The organism is Candidatus Zixiibacteriota bacterium (assembly GCA_035574315.1).
Lineage (GTDB): Bacteria > Desulfobacterota > Binatia > UBA9968 > UBA9968 > DATLYW01.
In genome coordinates this window covers 264,630-279,969 of record DATLYW010000048.1, presented here as the reverse complement: position 1 = coordinate 279,969, position 15,340 = coordinate 264,630, and the positions used below count along the sequence as shown (strand labels likewise).

The window sequence follows — 15,340 nt, the reverse complement described above, 5'->3', positions numbered from 1 at the left end:
AGCCGAGGTGAAAAACGCGTCTGCGCTCAGGGAAGAAGCGGCTCGGCTGGGACGGAACGCGAAACAGGCCTCGCGCGCCGTCGCGATGCTCTCCTCCGAGCAAAAGAATCGCGCGCTGCGGCTCATGGCCGAGCGGCTCGAGGCCAGAACCGATTTTCTGGTCGCGGAAAACCGCAAGGATATGCGGGAGGCGAGCCGATCGGGGGCGAGCAGGGCGCTGCTCGACCGGCTGATGCTCGATCCCGCCCGGGTGGGCGCGATGGCGAACGCCCTGCGCGAGGTCGCCGCGCTTCCCGACCCGGTGCGGGAGATCGTGAAAATGTGGCGCCGTCCCAACGGGCTCCAGGTCGGCCGCATGCGCATCCCGCTCGGCGTGATTGCGATGATCTACGAGGGGCGTCCCAACGTAACCGCCGAGGCTGCCGCGCTCTGTCTGAAGTCGGGCAACGCCGCGATCCTGCGCGGCGGCAGCGAGGCGTTTTGCTCCAACCAGGCGATCGGCGAAGTCCTTCGGGAAGCCTGCCTTGCCTGCGGCGTTCCCGAAGCGGCGATCCAGGTCGCGGCCTCCCGCGAGCGCGGGCTCGTGCAGGAGCTGCTGCAGCTCGAGGAGTTCATCGACCTCGTGATCCCGCGCGGCGGCGAGGATCTCATCCGCGCCGTGGCCGCGAACTCGCGAGTGCCCGTGATCAAGCACTACAAGGGCGTGTGCCACGTCTACGTGGACAGCGACGCTTCGCTGGAGATGGCCGAGCGCATCTGCATGAACGCGAAGGTGCAGCGCCCTTCGGTCTGTAACGCGATGGAGACGCTCCTGGTCCACGAGGCGATTGCGGCCGATTTCCTTCCCGCGATGATCGCCAAGTTCCTGGCGGCAGGGGTCGAGGTGCGCGGCTGCGAGCGTACCCGGGCGCTCGTTCCCGGCATCCGGCCGGCCTCGGAAGAGGATTGGGGAGCCGAGTACCTGGATCTGATCCTCGCGGTGCGGGTCGTAAAGGACATGGACGAGGCGATCGCGCACATCGAGCGCTACGGATCAAGCCACACCGAGACGATCGTCACTTCGAACTACCAGAAGTCGCGCGAGTTCGTCGATCGGGTCGACTCCTCGGCCGTCATGGTCAACGCCTCGACCCGATTCAACGACGGCGGCGAGCTCGGACTCGGAGCGGAGATCGGCATCAGCACCAGCAAGATCCACGCTTTCGGGCCCATGGGGCTGGAAGAGCTCACGACCACCAAATTCATCGTGTTCGGCAACGGGCAGATCAGGGAATGAACCGGCCCACAACGATCCATCGCCGCCTCGCGAAGCGGAGCGTTGCGGCCCGCCCCGGTTCAGCCGCGGGAAGGGCGTTCGGCGCTCGATGAAGATCGGCCTCTACGGCGGCACCTTCGACCCGATCCATTGGGGCCATCTCCGCAGCGCCGAGGAGGTGCGGGAAGCCTTTGCCCTCGATCGGGTTCTCTTCATTCCCGCTTCGACACCGCCGCACAAACGCGGCCAGGCGATCACTCCGGCCCGCCACCGGCTCGCCATGGTGCGACTGGCGGTCGCCCGGCATCGCGCTTTCGCGGTTTCCACCGTCGAGATCGAGCGAGCGGGCGTCTCGTACACCATCGACACGCTGCGCCACTTCGCGCGATCCGCGGAAAAGCACACGTATTATTTTATTCTCGGGCTCGACGCCTTCCGCGAGATCGACTCGTGGAAGGATTTCCGGGAGCTTTTTCCGCTCTGCAATTTCATCGTCACGTCGCGGCCGGGAAGTCGCGACTCGAATCCCTTCCGCGGGACTTCCGTTGCCCTGCGCCGGCTGTTTTGTTATGATTCCAGACGTAGGCTGTACCGGCACCGGAGTGGTACCCAGTTGTTTTTCTTGAAGCTCACCGATCTCGCCATCTCGGCGTCGGCCATTCGCGAAAAGGTACGCCGCGGACAGTCGATCCGATACCTGGTTCCCTTGGAGGTCGAAGCGTACATCGAGAAGAACGGGCTCTATCGCGGCCCGCGAGCGGAGAAGCGATCCAGTTGACCTCGGCCGGCTCCTGGGATAAAGCGCTTTTGGTCGTGCGGGCGGCGCTGTCGAAAAAGGCCAGCGACGTGACCGTCCTGGAGGTTCGCGAGCTGACCTCGATCGCCGACTATTTCGTGATCTGCTCCGGTCGATCGGACCGCCAGGTGCAAAGCATCGCGCAAGGAATCGAGGAGGAAGCCCACCGGGCGCGGGTCGGAGCTCCGTCGGTGGAAGGGGCCGGTCGCGGGCACTGGGTCCTGCTGGACTTTTCCGACGTCGTGGTCCACGTCTTCTATGAACCGGTGCGCGCTTTTTACGATCTCGACGGCCTCTGGAGCCATGCTCCCAGGGTGGCCCTGCCGGAGCCCTATTCCACCTGGGCGGGCCGACAGCGGGCCGCGGCCGATCATCCCTGACGCGAGAGTTTCTTCGCGAGGCACGTTCCGTGGCGTCACTGCGACCGGTCGTTCTGATCATCCTGGACGGGTTCGGAATCAACCCGAGAAAAGAGGGCAACGCGATCGCCCACGCGCGCATGCCCAACATGGACGCGTTACGCGACCGCTACCCGGTCTCGAGCCTCTCGGTTTCGGGAACCGACGTCGGTCTTCCCGACGGACAGATGGGGAATTCCGAGGTCGGCCACATGATCCTCGGCGCGGGCCGCATCGTTTACCAGGACCTCACGCTCATCCATAAGTCGATCGACGAGGGGACGTTCTACGAGAACCCGGTCCTGCGCGCCGGCATGCGCGAGACCCGGACGGCGAGCGGCCGGCTGCATCTGATGGGGCTGCTCGGGGACGGGGGCGTCCACAGCCACCAGCGTCACCTCGAAGCCTTGATCGAAATGAGCCGGCGCGAGCGGGTCGCGCGGGTCTTTCTCCATCTTTTTCTCGACGGCCGGGATACCCCGCCGCACAGCGCAGAGCAGTTCCTGCTGGATCTCGAAGAGAAGCTGAAGGCCTATCCCCACGCGAGCATTGCGACCTTGACGGGGCGTTACTACGCGATGGACCGGGATAAGCGCTGGGAGCGCACCGAAAAGGCGTATCTCTGCCTGACCGAAGGCGTCGGCAACCGTGCGGCTTCGGCTCTGGAGGGGGTGCGCCAGAGCTACCGCGCCAACGTCAGCGACGAGTTCGTGTTGCCGACCGTGATCGAGGCGGCGGTTCCGGAATGCCTGATTCGCGGCGGCGACGGAGTGGTCTTTTTCAATTTTCGGGCGGACCGGGCGCGCCAGCTCACGCGGGCGTTCACGGAGGAGAACTTCGACGGTTTCACGCGCAAGCGGCGGCCCAAGTTGTCCGCGTACGTGACGATGACGCAGTACGACGAGACCTTCAGGCTGCCGGTCGCGTTCCCGCCGCGCGATCTCAAGGAGATCGTGGGGGAGATCGCCAGCCGCCACGGAATTCCGCAGCTGCGGATCGCCGAAACTGAAAAATACGCGCATGTCACCTATTTTTTCAACGGCGGGCAGGAGGAAAAATTCCCGGGCGAGGAGCGAATTCTCATCCCCTCGCCCAAGGACGTGCCCACCTACGATCTCAAGCCCGAGATGAGCGCGCCGCAGATTACCGAGACCCTGGTTCGCATGCTGCACGAGCGTCGCTTCGGTCTGGTGATCGGCAACTACGCCAACGCGGACATGGTCGGCCATTCCGGGAATTTCGCCGCGGCCGTGCGCGCGTGTGAAACGATCGACGCCTGCGTGGGAAAGGTCGTCGAAGCCGCGCTCGCGGAAAAAGGGCACGTGCTCATCACCGCCGACCACGGTAACATCGAGCAGATGATCGACTACGATACCGGCAAGGCGCATACGGCCCACACGACGAACCCAGTGCCGTTTTTCCTGATCGACGAGGGGCGCACCCGGGCCGCGCTCAGAACGGGAACCGCCAGCGACGTTGCGCCGACGATTCTGGAGCTTCTCGGGATCGATCGTCCAGAGATCATGACCGGCCGCTCGCTCATCGTCCATTCCTGATTCTCGGCGCCGCTCGGCAGCGGAACCGGGACCTCGCATGATCCCGAGGCGCAATCCTTTTCCCGCGGACCGTTTCGCTCGCCTCATCGACTGGCTGTACCCGCCACGTTGCCGCGCTTGCCGGGAGCGCATCCGGGGAAGCGATTCGGAGTATTTTTGCGTCCCGTGCCGCGGGCGCATCCGCTTGATCCAGCCGCCGCTCTGCACGATCTGCGGTCGCCCCTTCCCCGACGCCAGCGGCGGGGATCACCGTTGCGGCGCTTGCCTGGCCCGCCCACCGCGTTTTTCGAGGGCAAGGGCATGGGCCTGCTATCCGCGGGAGGAAACCGATAGGGCGCCGCTGCGGGAAGTGCTGCACCGGTTCAAGTACGGGCGCAAGATCGCTCTCGGGAAACCGCTCGGGCGCCTGATGGCGTTGGGCTGCGCCGGGTTCCTGGCCCAGTACGCCTCCGACCTGATCGTTCCGGTTCCCCTGCACCCCAGGCGGTTGCGCTGGCGGGGCTTCAACCAGTCGGTCGTCCTGGCCCGGCAGGTGAGCCGCGTCTACGCTGTTCCACTGGACCCTTTTGCCCTCCGACGGGTCAAGGAAACCCCGCCGCAAACGCAGCTGAGCGAGGAAGAGCGCAGGAGGAACGTGCGCGGAGCTTTTGCGGTGCGGGAGGGTGCAGAGCTCGAGGGCCGGCGCGTGCTCCTGATCGACGATGTCTACACTTCAGGTGCCACGGTCAACGAGTGCGCCCGGGCGCTCCTGCGGGCGGGCGCGGAGGAGGTTTGCGTGCTCACGCTGGCGCGCACCGTGTAACGTCGGGCGCGTTCCAGTCCCTTTGCGGGTTGCACGAAAAAATGTCGACGGAAGATCGGGAGCGGTGGAACCGCAGATACCGGGCCGGGCCGGGGGCTTCCGAGCCGTCTCCTTTTTTGAAGCGCGTGTTCGAGAGCGGCTGGTGGGACATTCCGCGCGGCCCGGCCCTCGACGTGGCCACGGGCGAGGGGCGAAACGCGCTTTTCCTCGCGTCCCTCGGATTCGAGGTCGTGGGAGTCGACGTTTCGCCGGTCGCGCTCGCGGAAGCGCGCCGTCGTGCGCTCGGCGCCGGGCTGAGCGTCGATTGGCGCCAGGCGGACCTGGAGTCGGAGCCGCTGCCGAAGAATCGCTACCGGCTCGTCGTCGACTTCAATTACCTGCAACGCTCGTTGACCGTGCCGCTGAAAAACTCGTTGGTCCCGGGAGGCTTCGTGGTCTTCGAGACCTATCTCATCGATCAGCGTGAGATCGGCCATCCGCGCAACCCGGCTTATCTTCTACAGCGCAACGAGCTGCTCTCGATGTTTCGCGATTTTCGCGTTCTCCTCTACCGCGAGGGTAAATTCTTCGACGGCGGGCGGCCCGCGTTCCGGGCCGGGATTTTCGCGCAAAAACCGGGCTAGCATCGCGCCAGGTGGGCGAGATAATCGCCCCCCTCGATGATCGCCTCTCCTCGCAACGGACCGCGATAAAGATAGATCCATGCACGGACCCTTGCCCCCGTCGCGGAGCGGACCGTGACACGCTCGCGCCTGAAGAGCCTGCCTTCGTAGGCGTCGAGGAAGGAAAAGAGCCTGTCCGGGTCGTGCACTCGGTAGAGGTCGCCCCTGACGCAAGCCTTGGGGTTTCGGGAGCGGCAGGCCCCGGGGTATGGGCCGAGATCGTAGAGCACCCCTCGAAACGTCCCGGTCCCGCTGAATGTCGACAGGCGTTCCAACGCGTGCTGCGCCGGGATAGCCGTGCCGCGGCGCAGCGTTCCGTAAACGAACAGGTAATCCGGCCGGTCCATATCCCTGGTCTCGTCGGTTTTCGGGGCCATCTTAGCAGCTTTTCTCCGTCATGGAGGCGTCCCGGCGAGGTCGCCTTCCCTCAGAGGCCATTGAACATCTATCGAAGTATCTATATATTGCGATAATCTATGGAGCTGGTCCGGTTGCTCAAAGCCTTTGCCGATCCGATGAGGCTGCGCATCCTAGCGGCCGTCGCGGAAGAAGAGCTCACGGTGGGAGAAGTCCAGGAAGTCGTGGAATCGGTTCAATCCTCTGTTTCCCGTCACCTCGCCATCTTGCGCGACGCGGGGCTGGTGCGGGATCGGCGGGAAGGAACCTCGGTTTACTTTTCGCTGCGCCCCGACATGACCGAAGAGGCCCGCAGGATCTTTGCCTCGCTGCGATCGCGTCTGGCCGAGCTGCCGGAGGCAAAGCACGACCGCGCCCGGCTCGAGGCCTGCCGCAGGCGGCGGTTGCGCCGCTCGCGCGGCTATTTCGAAGCGGTTGCGGGGGACTGGGAGCGGATCCGCCGGAACTACTTCGACGATCGCGTGGCGTCGATCGCGATCGAGAAGCTTCTTCCGCGGAATCTGGTGCTGGCGGACGTCGGCTGCGGCACCGGGAGCCTCACGTTCGAGCTGGCCCGCTTCGCTCAAAAGGTGATCGCCGTCGACCTCTCGCGGGAGATGCTGCGGCGCGCCCGGGCCATCGCGGAGGAAAAGCATGTCCGCAACGTCGAGTTTCTCTACGGCGACGCCGCGGATCTGCCGATCGCCTCGGCGGGCGTCGACGCCGCCTTCTGCGTCATGGTGCTGCACTTTCTGGAGGATCCCGGGCGCGCGGTTGCGGAGCTCCGCCGCATCGTCCGTCCCGGCGGCAGCGTGATCGTGGTGGATCTCGTGGAGCATACGCAGTTGTGGATGCGTCAGCAAATGGCGCACCGCTGGCTCGGTTTCGGGCACGAGACCATGGCTCGATGGCTGGGCGCAGCGGGAGCGGTCGACGTGGAGTTCAACCTCACCGGCTCCTACGCCGGCGAGCGGATGGCGCGCAACGGCAACCGGCCGGTCGAGATTTTCGTCGCGCGTGCCGTCGTTCCGGGGCCGACGGGGGTCGTGGAAAGCAAAGCATGAACGACATCGAGAACACATTGCGGCAGCTGCTGGGGGAGAGGATTCTTTTGTTCGACGGCGCGATGGGGACGATGATCCAGCGCCTCGGGCTCGGCGAGGATGATTTCCGGGGGCGGGCATTCGCCGGTCACGATCGTCCGCTCAAGGGATGCAACGATCTGCTGAGCGTCACGCAGCCGGACGCGATCCTCGAAGTCCATACGGCCTACCTCAAGGCGGGCGCGGACGTCATCGAGACCAACACCTTCAACTCCAACGCCATCTCGCTCGCCGACTACGGCCTGGAGCCGCAGGCCTACGCGATCAACCTGGCCGCGGCACGGCTCGCGCGCCGGGCCGTCGACGCCTTTCCGCGCAAGCCCCGGTTCGTCGCCGGATCGATCGGACCGACCACGAAGACCGCGTCGCTGTCGCCCGACGTCAACAACCCGGCGTTTCGGGCGGTCACGTTCCGGCAGCTGGTCGACGCCTATTCCGAGCAAGTGCGGGGGTTGCTGGACGGAGGGGTAGACCTGCTCCTTCCGGAAACCAACATCGACACGCTGAACCTCAAGGCTTGCCTCTTCGCCATCGAAAGCGTCTTCGAAGAGAAAGGCTTTCGTGTGCCGATCTTCGTCTCGGCCACGATCACCGACCGCAGCGGCCGGACCCTCTCCGGGCAGACGCTCGAGGCTTTCCTGACCTCGATTTCTCATGTCCGCCTGCTCGCGGTCGGAATCAACTGCGCCCTCGGACCGGACCTGATGGCGCCCTACGCCGAGGAGCTGTCGCGCGGCAGCCCCCTGCTCACCTTCGCCTATCCCAATGCCGGCCTGCCGAACGAGTTCGGCGGTTTCGACGTCGGCCCGGAGGAGTTCGCTCGCTTCCTCGGAGACTGGGCGGCCCAGGGCTGGCTGAACCTCGTCGGCGGGTGCTGCGGCACCACGCCCGAGCACATCGCGGCGGTCGCGGAGGCGGTCGCCGGCCGCCCCCCGCGCGTGCCGCCCGCGCCGGACGGTTTCATGCATCTCAGCGGGCTCGAACGGCTGACCGTCCGCCCGGACTCGAATTTCATTCTGATCGGCGAACGCACCAACGTGGCCGGCTCGCGCAGGTTCGCCCGCCTGATCCGCGAGGAGCGGTACGAAGAGGCGCTGTCGGTGGCGCGCGAACAGGTCGAGGGTGGCGCCAATATCCTCGACGTCAACATGGACGAAGCCCTGCTGGATTCCCGCAAGGCGATGACCACGTTCCTGAACCACCTCGCCGCCGAACCCGACATCGCCCGCTTGCCGATCATGATCGACAGCTCCAGCTTCGATGTGATCGAGGCCGGGCTGCAGTGCCTCCAGGGCAAGGGCATCGTGAACTCGATTTCGCTCAAGGAAGGAGAGGAGGAGTTCAAGCGGCGCGCCCGGCTGATCAAGCGCTACGGCGCGGCGGTCGTGGTGATGGCTTTCGACGAGGAGAAGCAGGCCACCACGGCGGAGCACAAGGTCCGGATCGCCAGCCGCGCCCACAAGATCCTCACCGAGGAGATCGGGTTCGACGAAGCCGATCTGATCTTCGACCCCAACGTTCTCACCGTCGCCACCGGGATCGAGGAACACAACGATTACGCCGTGAGCTTCATCGAGGCCACGCGCGAGATCAAGCGGCGCTTTCCCCGTTGCCACGTTTCCGGGGGCGTGAGCAACATTTCGTTCTCGTTTCGCGGCAACGAAAGGGTGCGCGAGGCGATGCACGGGGCTTTTCTGTATCACGCGATCCGGGCGGGCATGGACATGGGGATCGTGAACGCGGGGCAGCTGGCAGTGTACGAGGAGATCCCGCCGGCGCTCCTGCAGCGGGTGGAAGACGTGATTTTCAACCGCCGGCCCGATGCCACCGAGCGCCTGATCGAGTTCGCGGAGCTGTTCCACGGCGAGCGCAAGGAAGCCGGCGAGACTCTGGACTGGAGAAAAGAAAGCGTCGAGCAGCGCCTGGCGCACGCCGTCATCCACGGCGTGATGGACGACCTCGAAAGCGACCTCGAGGAAGCTCTGGCGAAGCTCGGAAGTCCGCTGAAGATCATCGAGGGGCCGCTGATGGACGGCATGAACGTCGTCGGCGATCTGTTCGGCGAGGGCAAGATGTTCCTCCCGCAGGTCGTCAAGAGCGCTCGCGTCATGAAGAAAGCGGTCGCCTACCTGACGCCCCTCATGGAAGCCGAAAAGCGCTCGGTCGACGGGGAGCGGCGAACCCGACTGGTCTTCGCGACGGTCAAGGGAGATGTTCACGACATCGGCAAGAACATCGTCGGGGTCGTGCTCGGTTGCAACAACTGCGAGGTGATCGACCTCGGGGTCATGGTGCCCGCGGATCGTATCATCGAGACGGCGGTGCGGGAAAAGGCGGACATTATCGGCCTGAGCGGGCTCATCACCCCGTCGCTGGAGGAGATGGCGCACGTCGCCGGAGAGATGGAGCGGCGCGGCCTGCGGGTGCCCCTGCTCATCGGCGGGGCGACCACGAGCAAGCGGCACACGGCGGTGAAGATCGCCCCCGCTTATCGGGGAGAGACCATCCACGTCGTCGACGCGTCGCGCGCAGTGCCGGTCGTCGGCGCGCTCAGCCGGCCGGAGAGCCGGGCGGTTCTCGCCGAGCAGAACCGCAGGGAGCAGGAGGAGATCCGCAGGCAGTTCGCCAGCCGAAGCGCAGCCGGGCTGCTGACCTACGAAGAAGCGGCGCGGCGAAGGCTGCACACCGATTGGGACGAGCGCCACATCTGCGTTCCGGCGTTCATCGGGCGCAAAGTGCTCGACGATTTCCCGCTCGCGGAGCTGGTGCCCTATATCGACTGGTCGCCGTTCTTTCATGCCTGGGAAATCCGCGGGCGCTATCCTGACCTGCTGCAGGACCCGGCGCGCGGTCCGGCCGCCCGGGAGCTCCTGGCCAACGCCCGCACGCTGTTGCAGGAGATCGTCGACAAGAAGCTGATTCGCGCCCGCGGAGTCTACGGCTTTTACCCCGCGAACAGCGACGGCGACGACATCCTGGTTTACGAGGACGTGTCGCGCGGGCGCGTGCTCGCGCGCTTCCACACCCTGCGCCAGCAGAGGGAAAACCAGAGGGGCAGGCCTCAGCTGGCCCTGGCCGACTTCATCGCGCCGCTTTCCAGCGGAGTTCTGGACTACGTAGGGGCCTTCGCGGTCACGGCGGGGCACGGCGCGCAGGAACTGGCGTCGCGGTTCGAACGGGAGCACGATCAGTACAACGCGATCATGGTGAAGGCTCTCGCCGATCGCCTGGCCGAGGCCTTCGCCGAGTATCTGCACAAGCAGGCACGCGCCGATTGGGGCTACGGCAGGGACGAGCAGCTGACCTGCGAGGATCTGATCGCCGAGAAATACCGGGGCATCCGGCCGGCGCCGGGTTACCCGGCGTGCCCCGACCATACGGAAAAGGCGATTCTCTTCGAGCTGCTGCGAGCCGGCGAAGCGACCGGGATCACGCTGACGGAGAGCTTCGCCATGGTTCCTCCGGCTTCGGTGTGCGGCCTGTATTTCGCCCACCGCGAGGCCCGCTACTTCGCCGTCAACGCGATCGGCAGGGACCAGGTCGCTTCCTATGCAGCGCGCAAAGGCATGACGGTGGAGGAGGTCGAGCGCTGGCTGGCGCCGATCCTCGGCTACGATCCGCGGGAAAGAACCGCCGAGCGCCTTCAGCCCGGGTAAGGAACCGGAACGAGCTGACCGGCGCCGCTTCTGACGTCGGCCTCCCAGAGCTCGAGCAGCTTTCTCGCGATCGGCCCGGGCTTGCCGTCGCCGATCGGGCGGCCGTCCCATTCGACGACCGGGGCGATCTTGATGGAGCTCCCGATCAGCATCATCTCGGCCGCGGTCCGTCCCTCCTCCACGGGTATGTCGGCGACGCGCACAGCGCTGAGCTCCCCGTCTCGCACCAGGCGCTCAGCGAACTCGAGGACCCGCTGGATGGTGATGCCGGAAAGAATCGCATCGAAGGGCGGGTGGCGAAAGACGCGTTCCGGCGTAACGAACGCCACATTCATGTTCGAGCTCTCGGCCACCATGCCGCGCTGGTCGATGAAGATCCCGTTGTCGGCGCCGCGGTCGGCCGCTTCGAGCGCCACCAGCACGTTGGGGAGGTAGTTGGTGGACTTGATACGGGCGAAAAGAGGGGGCTTGATGGGAACCGTGCTCGTCACCAGCCTCATCCCCTCGCGGTAATAACGCTCGGGGTAGGTCTCCTGTTTGAAAACCACCACGTAGAAACTGCTACCCGCGCACTCCCCGGGACCCAGCGCAAATCCTCCCGGGCCGGCGGACAGCCAGTAACGCACGGATCCATCCTTCCTGCCGCCCGCGGCCGCGGTCTCCAGGATGATCTCTCGCAGGCGCTCCCGCGGGTAGGGGGGCGGAATCCTGGCTTCCCTGGCCGAGCGCAGCAGGCGGTCCAGGTGCGGGTCGAGCTGGTAAAGCATGCCGTTGACGAGCGCCGCCGTGTCGAAGACCGCGTGACCGCGATGCACCATGTGGTCGTCGAGGGGCACGAGCATCAACGCGGGGTCGGTTACGATCCCGCCGAGAACGCTCGAGTACATCGCGTAGAAATTGCCCGATCGCGGGTGAACCGCCCGGCTGAAGCGCGCCAGCGCTTCCGCCGAGGTGAAAATAGGAACGCTCGCCATGAGCCCTTGCTCCGGATTCCCCGCCGCTCCCGGAACGGACACCTTCTCGAGCGCCGCCTGCCGGCACCCCGCGGGCACACGAAAAGCGTTGGCCGGCAAAGGCCGCGCTCTCAGCTATCCAGCACGGGCTTCGGCAGCGTCACGAAAGGAACGCCCTCTTCTTCCAGCTCGGAGCGTTCCTCGGGCGTGGCCGTGCCGTGAATCGGCCGCTCCTCCGCTTTCCCGTAATAGATCTGCCTCGCTTCTTCGGCGAACCGGGGGCCGACGTCCTCGAAGTTCTCGCGGACGTAATGGTGCAGGCGGAGAAGCATCTCTTTGAGGTCGGCTGGCGAAGGCGTAGGCTCCGGAGCCGCCGCCCGAGGCATCGTCTCGGGGCGCTTCCGCACGGCACGATCTTCTTTTTTGACGTGCACGGCACAGGCGTGCGGCACCTTCTGCACTCGCGTTGTGCCGCAGGTAGGGCAGGAGATCTGCCGGTTCTTGGCTTGTTTCTCGAATTCCTCGAAGCTTGGGAACCAGCCCTCGAAGCTGTGCTTCTTTTTACAGACCAGGTTGTAGATAACCATGGAGCCTCTCTGGCTAGCATCATTAAGTTTCCGGGCTCGACTTGTCAAGGCCGGACCTTGCAAGCGATCCGGTCCGGTCGAGGCCGCTGCCCGGGAAGTGCCGCGGTTTGACGGCTCTTCGGCCCGTGTTACGATGGGGCTTCGATGGCGGCCGAGACCGTTTTTAGGATCGTGCGGAAAGTCGCGGAAATCCCGGCGGCCGAATGGGACCGTCTCGCCGGCGACCGCTCGCCGTTCCTGAAATGGGACTGGCTCGATACGCTGGAGCAGACCGGCTGCGCAGGGCCGGAGACGGGGTGGGTGCCGCACCATCTGGTGATCGAGCGGGGCGGGCGGGCGGTAGGCGCCTGCCCGATGTACCTCAAGCTCCACAGCATGGGCGAGTTCGTGTTCGACTATGAATGGGCGGAAGCCGCCCGTCGCTGCGGGATCGCGTACTATCCGAAGCTGCTGATCGGTGTGCCGATGACGCCGGTTACGGGCCCGCGGCTGCTCACGGACCCGGCCGAACCCCGCGCGCCGCTGCTGCGGCTCATGGGAAGGGCGCTCGCCAAGATCGCCCACGACAACAGGATATCGTCGGTGCACGTGAACTTCTGCCTGGAGGAGGAGAGCGAAGCCCTGGAATCGGCCGGGTTCCTGCCGCGGCTGGGAATCCAGTTCCACTGGCAGAACCGGAATTTTTCTTCGTTCGACGATTACCTCGCGAGCTTTCGCAGCGAGCGGCGCAACAAGATCAAACGCGAGCGCAGGGAGATCGCGGAGCGAGGCATCACGATTCGACCGGTCGAAGGGGCGGATCTCCGGCCGGGGTTGATGCGAACGATGTTCCGGCTCTACAAGGCCCACATCGACCGGCTGTACTACGGCAGGCAGTACCTCAACCGGGAGTTTTTCGAGGAGATCGGGGTGCGCTTTTCGGACCATCTATGTTTGATGGTGGCGGAGCGGGGGGGAAAAGTCATCGCCGGAACGTTCAACGTCCGCGACCGCACAGCCATGTACGGCCGCTACTGGGGAAGCTTCGAGGACCATCCGTTCCTGCACTTCAACGTTTGCTACTATTCCGCGATCGAGCATTGCATCCGGTCGGGTCTGCGCCGGTTCGAGGCCGGAGCCGGCGGGAGCTTCAAACAGCTTCGCGGGCTCGATCCCGAGCCGACGCGCAGCGCTCACTACTTCACCGACGAGCGCTTCCGCGGCGCTGTCGAGCGCTACCTCGAGCAGGAACGGAATCTCGTTCGCGAGAAGCGCGATGTGCTTCTCGAGCACAGCCAGCTCAAGACCGGGAGCAATTCTAAGTAGCAGATTTTCCGTGATTTCCTTGACTCTCCCCGGGCTTTCCATTAATTTCTGCGTGGAACCATGAAGCTCCCGGCCAAGAACGTGATCGAGCCGGTGATCTTTTTCGCCGCGCTGCTGGTGCTCTGGGAAATTTTGGTCGAGGTGATCAAGGTTCCCGAGTTCATCCTGCCTCCGCCGCGCGACCTGTGGCTGGCGCTGGTGAAGAAGCTGCCGATCCTGGGTAACCACGCGCTCATCACGTTCGTCGAGGCGGTCGGCGGCTTCGGGCTCTCGCTCCTGCTGGGCGTCGCCTTCGCAATCGCGGTGGTCTATTCGCGCCACCTCCAGAATACCATCTATCCGCTGATCGTGATCCTCTACGCCATGCCGAAGAGCGCATTCGCGCCGCTGATGGTGATCTGGGTCGGGTACGGCCTGTTCTCCAAGATCGCGATCGCGTTTCTCGTGGCGTTCTTCCCGATCGTGGTCAACACGGTGGTGGGGCTGAAAGAAGTCGAGCCGGAGCTGCTCGAGCTGGCGCGCATCAATCGCGGCTCGCAGTTCGACGTGTTCAAGAAAATCAGGCTGCCCAACTCGCTGCCCTACATGTTCGCCGGGATCCGCGTCGCGATCGTGCTTTCGGTCACCGGAGCGATCGTCGCGGAGTTCGTCGCCGCCAACGAAGGCCTGGGTTATCTGGTGCTTCAGGCCAACTACAGCCTCGACACCGCGTTCGCGCTGGTGATCTTGTTGATCCTCGCCCTACTTTCTCTCGGGCTTTTCTGGTTGATCGAGTTGGTGCAAAAGAGAGTCGCTCCCTGGAGCGCCGAGGTGCGCCAGGTCGAGGGCTCATTCTAACAGACGGAGGTCACATGACGATTTCTCGGCCGGGGTCGCGCATCGCATTGGGAGCCACGGGAGCGGTCCTGTTGTCGCTATGGGTTGGCGCCGCCGGGGCGGCGGAGCTCAAGCCGGCGACGATCCGCCTCGATTTCATCATCGGCGGGAAGCACGCGCCGTGGTTCGTGGCTCTGGAGAAGGGCTTTTATGCCAAACGCGGCATGGCCGCGACGATCCACGCGGGCTCGGGCTCGGCCGACACGGTGCGCAACATCGCCGCCGGGGGGGCCGACTTCGGGTTCGCCGACATGGCGACGGCGATCGTCGCGCGCTCGAGGGGGACGCCGGTCATCACGGTGGCGCAGCTCGGGTATGTCCCGGCGACGATCCTCTGGCGGGAAGACAGCCCGATCAAGACGCTGAAGGACCTCGAGGGGAAGTCCTGGGCGATCAGCCCGGGGCAGGCGCAATGGTACTTGATGCCCGCGTGGGCCCGGATCAACAAGATCAACTTCAAATCGATCCGCATTCAGGAGACTGCGGCGCCGCTGCAACCGGCCGCGCTCGCCACCCGCAAGGCGGACTTCATCGTGATGTACCGCGCGTCCAACGACGAAGTGGCCGAGCTGGCCGCCTCGAAGCAGGGCATCAAGCTGCAGCGCGTCTTCATGAAGGATACGGGGCTGGACATCTACGGCAGCGGGCTGGTCGTCAAGGACGACGACCTGAAGCGACGGCCGGATCTGGTGCGGGCCTACGTGGAAGGCACGATGGAGGGATTGCGCTACACCCGCGATCACCAGGAGGAGTCCCTGCAGATCCTGCTCAAACACAAGCCGGAGCTCGATCCGGCCCTGACCACCCTGCAGCTCAAGAACGCGCTGACCGAGGTCATGATCCCACCCGAATCGGTGGAGCACGGCCTCGGCTACATGAGAAAAGACATCATGGAGAAGACCGTGCGCATCACCAACGAATTCTTCGACGTCGCGCGAAAGGTCTCCGCCGCGGAAGTCTACACCAACCGGTTCATCAAGCGCTGAAGGCCTCGG

Annotated in this window: 14 protein-coding genes; 11 read left to right on the top strand and 3 right to left on the bottom strand. The window is 65.1% G+C overall.

What is annotated here, in order from left to right:
- Positions 1-7 precede the first annotated feature (7 nt).
- From VNN77_17700 to VNN77_17675, 6 genes are all read left to right on the top strand, one after another.
- Positions 8-1,276, top strand: a complete 1,269-nt coding sequence (locus VNN77_17700; GenBank protein ID HXG53235.1) for a glutamate-5-semialdehyde dehydrogenase — start codon at positions 8-10, stop codon at positions 1,274-1,276.
- 88 nt (positions 1,277-1,364) lie between these two features.
- Positions 1,365-2,033, top strand: a complete 669-nt coding sequence (nadD, locus tag VNN77_17695) for a nicotinate-nucleotide adenylyltransferase (GenBank protein ID HXG53234.1) — start codon at positions 1,365-1,367, stop codon at positions 2,031-2,033.
- A complete protein-coding gene (gene rsfS / locus VNN77_17690; protein HXG53233.1) occupies positions 2,030-2,431 on the top strand; it encodes a ribosome silencing factor in 402 nt (133 codons plus the stop codon). The genes nadD and rsfS overlap by 4 nt, the downstream gene beginning before the upstream one ends.
- A gap of 38 nt (positions 2,432-2,469) precedes the next feature.
- The gene (gene gpmI, locus VNN77_17685) at positions 2,470-4,005 is read left to right on the top strand and encodes a 2,3-bisphosphoglycerate-independent phosphoglycerate mutase (GenBank protein HXG53232.1); all 1,536 of its coding nucleotides are present in this window, start codon (positions 2,470-2,472) and stop codon (positions 4,003-4,005) included.
- Between the two features lie 37 nt (positions 4,006-4,042).
- Entirely contained in the window at positions 4,043-4,807 is a 765-nt protein-coding gene (locus VNN77_17680; protein ID HXG53231.1) for a ComF family protein, read from the top strand.
- A gap of 125 nt (positions 4,808-4,932) precedes the next feature.
- The gene (locus VNN77_17675; GenBank protein HXG53230.1) at positions 4,933-5,430 is read left to right on the top strand and encodes a class I SAM-dependent methyltransferase; all 498 of its coding nucleotides are present in this window, start codon (positions 4,933-4,935) and stop codon (positions 5,428-5,430) included.
- Here the strand turns inward: VNN77_17675 and VNN77_17670 are convergent.
- On the bottom strand, positions 5,427-5,846 hold the full coding sequence (locus VNN77_17670; protein HXG53229.1) for a gamma-glutamylcyclotransferase family protein: 420 nt from the start codon (positions 5,844-5,846) through the stop codon (positions 5,427-5,429). The genes VNN77_17675 and VNN77_17670 overlap by 4 nt on opposite strands.
- Positions 5,847-5,945: 99 nt before the next feature.
- On the opposite strand from VNN77_17670, the gene VNN77_17665 reads away from it, so the two are divergent.
- A complete protein-coding gene (locus tag VNN77_17665; protein HXG53228.1) occupies positions 5,946-6,929 on the top strand; it encodes a metalloregulator ArsR/SmtB family transcription factor in 984 nt (327 codons plus the stop codon).
- Positions 6,926-10,624 (top strand): methionine synthase, encoded by a 3,699-nt coding sequence (metH, locus tag VNN77_17660; GenBank protein ID HXG53227.1) that lies wholly within the window; start codon positions 6,926-6,928, stop codon positions 10,622-10,624. Before VNN77_17665 ends, metH begins: the two co-directional genes overlap by 4 nt.
- Here metH and VNN77_17655 read toward each other — a convergent pair.
- Positions 10,612-11,598 (bottom strand): aminotransferase class IV, encoded by a 987-nt coding sequence (locus VNN77_17655; protein HXG53226.1) that lies wholly within the window; start codon positions 11,596-11,598, stop codon positions 10,612-10,614. The genes metH and VNN77_17655 overlap by 13 nt on opposite strands.
- 110 nt (positions 11,599-11,708) lie before the next feature.
- Positions 11,709-12,164: a DUF1178 family protein gene (locus VNN77_17650; GenBank protein HXG53225.1), complete on the bottom strand. Its 456-nt coding sequence runs from the start codon at positions 12,162-12,164 to the stop codon at positions 11,709-11,711.
- Positions 12,165-12,308: 144 nt separating this feature from the next.
- Between VNN77_17650 and VNN77_17645 the strand changes: the two genes are divergently transcribed.
- The 3 genes from VNN77_17645 to VNN77_17635 are packed head-to-tail and all read left to right on the top strand — an operon-like array spanning position 12,309 to position 15,331.
- Entirely contained in the window at positions 12,309-13,469 is a 1,161-nt protein-coding gene (locus tag VNN77_17645) for a GNAT family N-acetyltransferase (GenBank protein HXG53224.1), read from the top strand.
- Positions 13,470-13,529: 60 nt separating this feature from the next.
- Positions 13,530-14,306, top strand: a complete 777-nt coding sequence (locus tag VNN77_17640) for an ABC transporter permease (protein ID HXG53223.1) — start codon at positions 13,530-13,532, stop codon at positions 14,304-14,306.
- 14 nt (positions 14,307-14,320) lie between these two features.
- Complete coding sequence (locus VNN77_17635; protein HXG53222.1) at positions 14,321-15,331, top strand: ABC transporter substrate-binding protein; 1,011 nt, start codon at positions 14,321-14,323, stop codon at positions 15,329-15,331.
- The last annotated feature ends 9 nt before the right edge of the window (positions 15,332-15,340 follow it).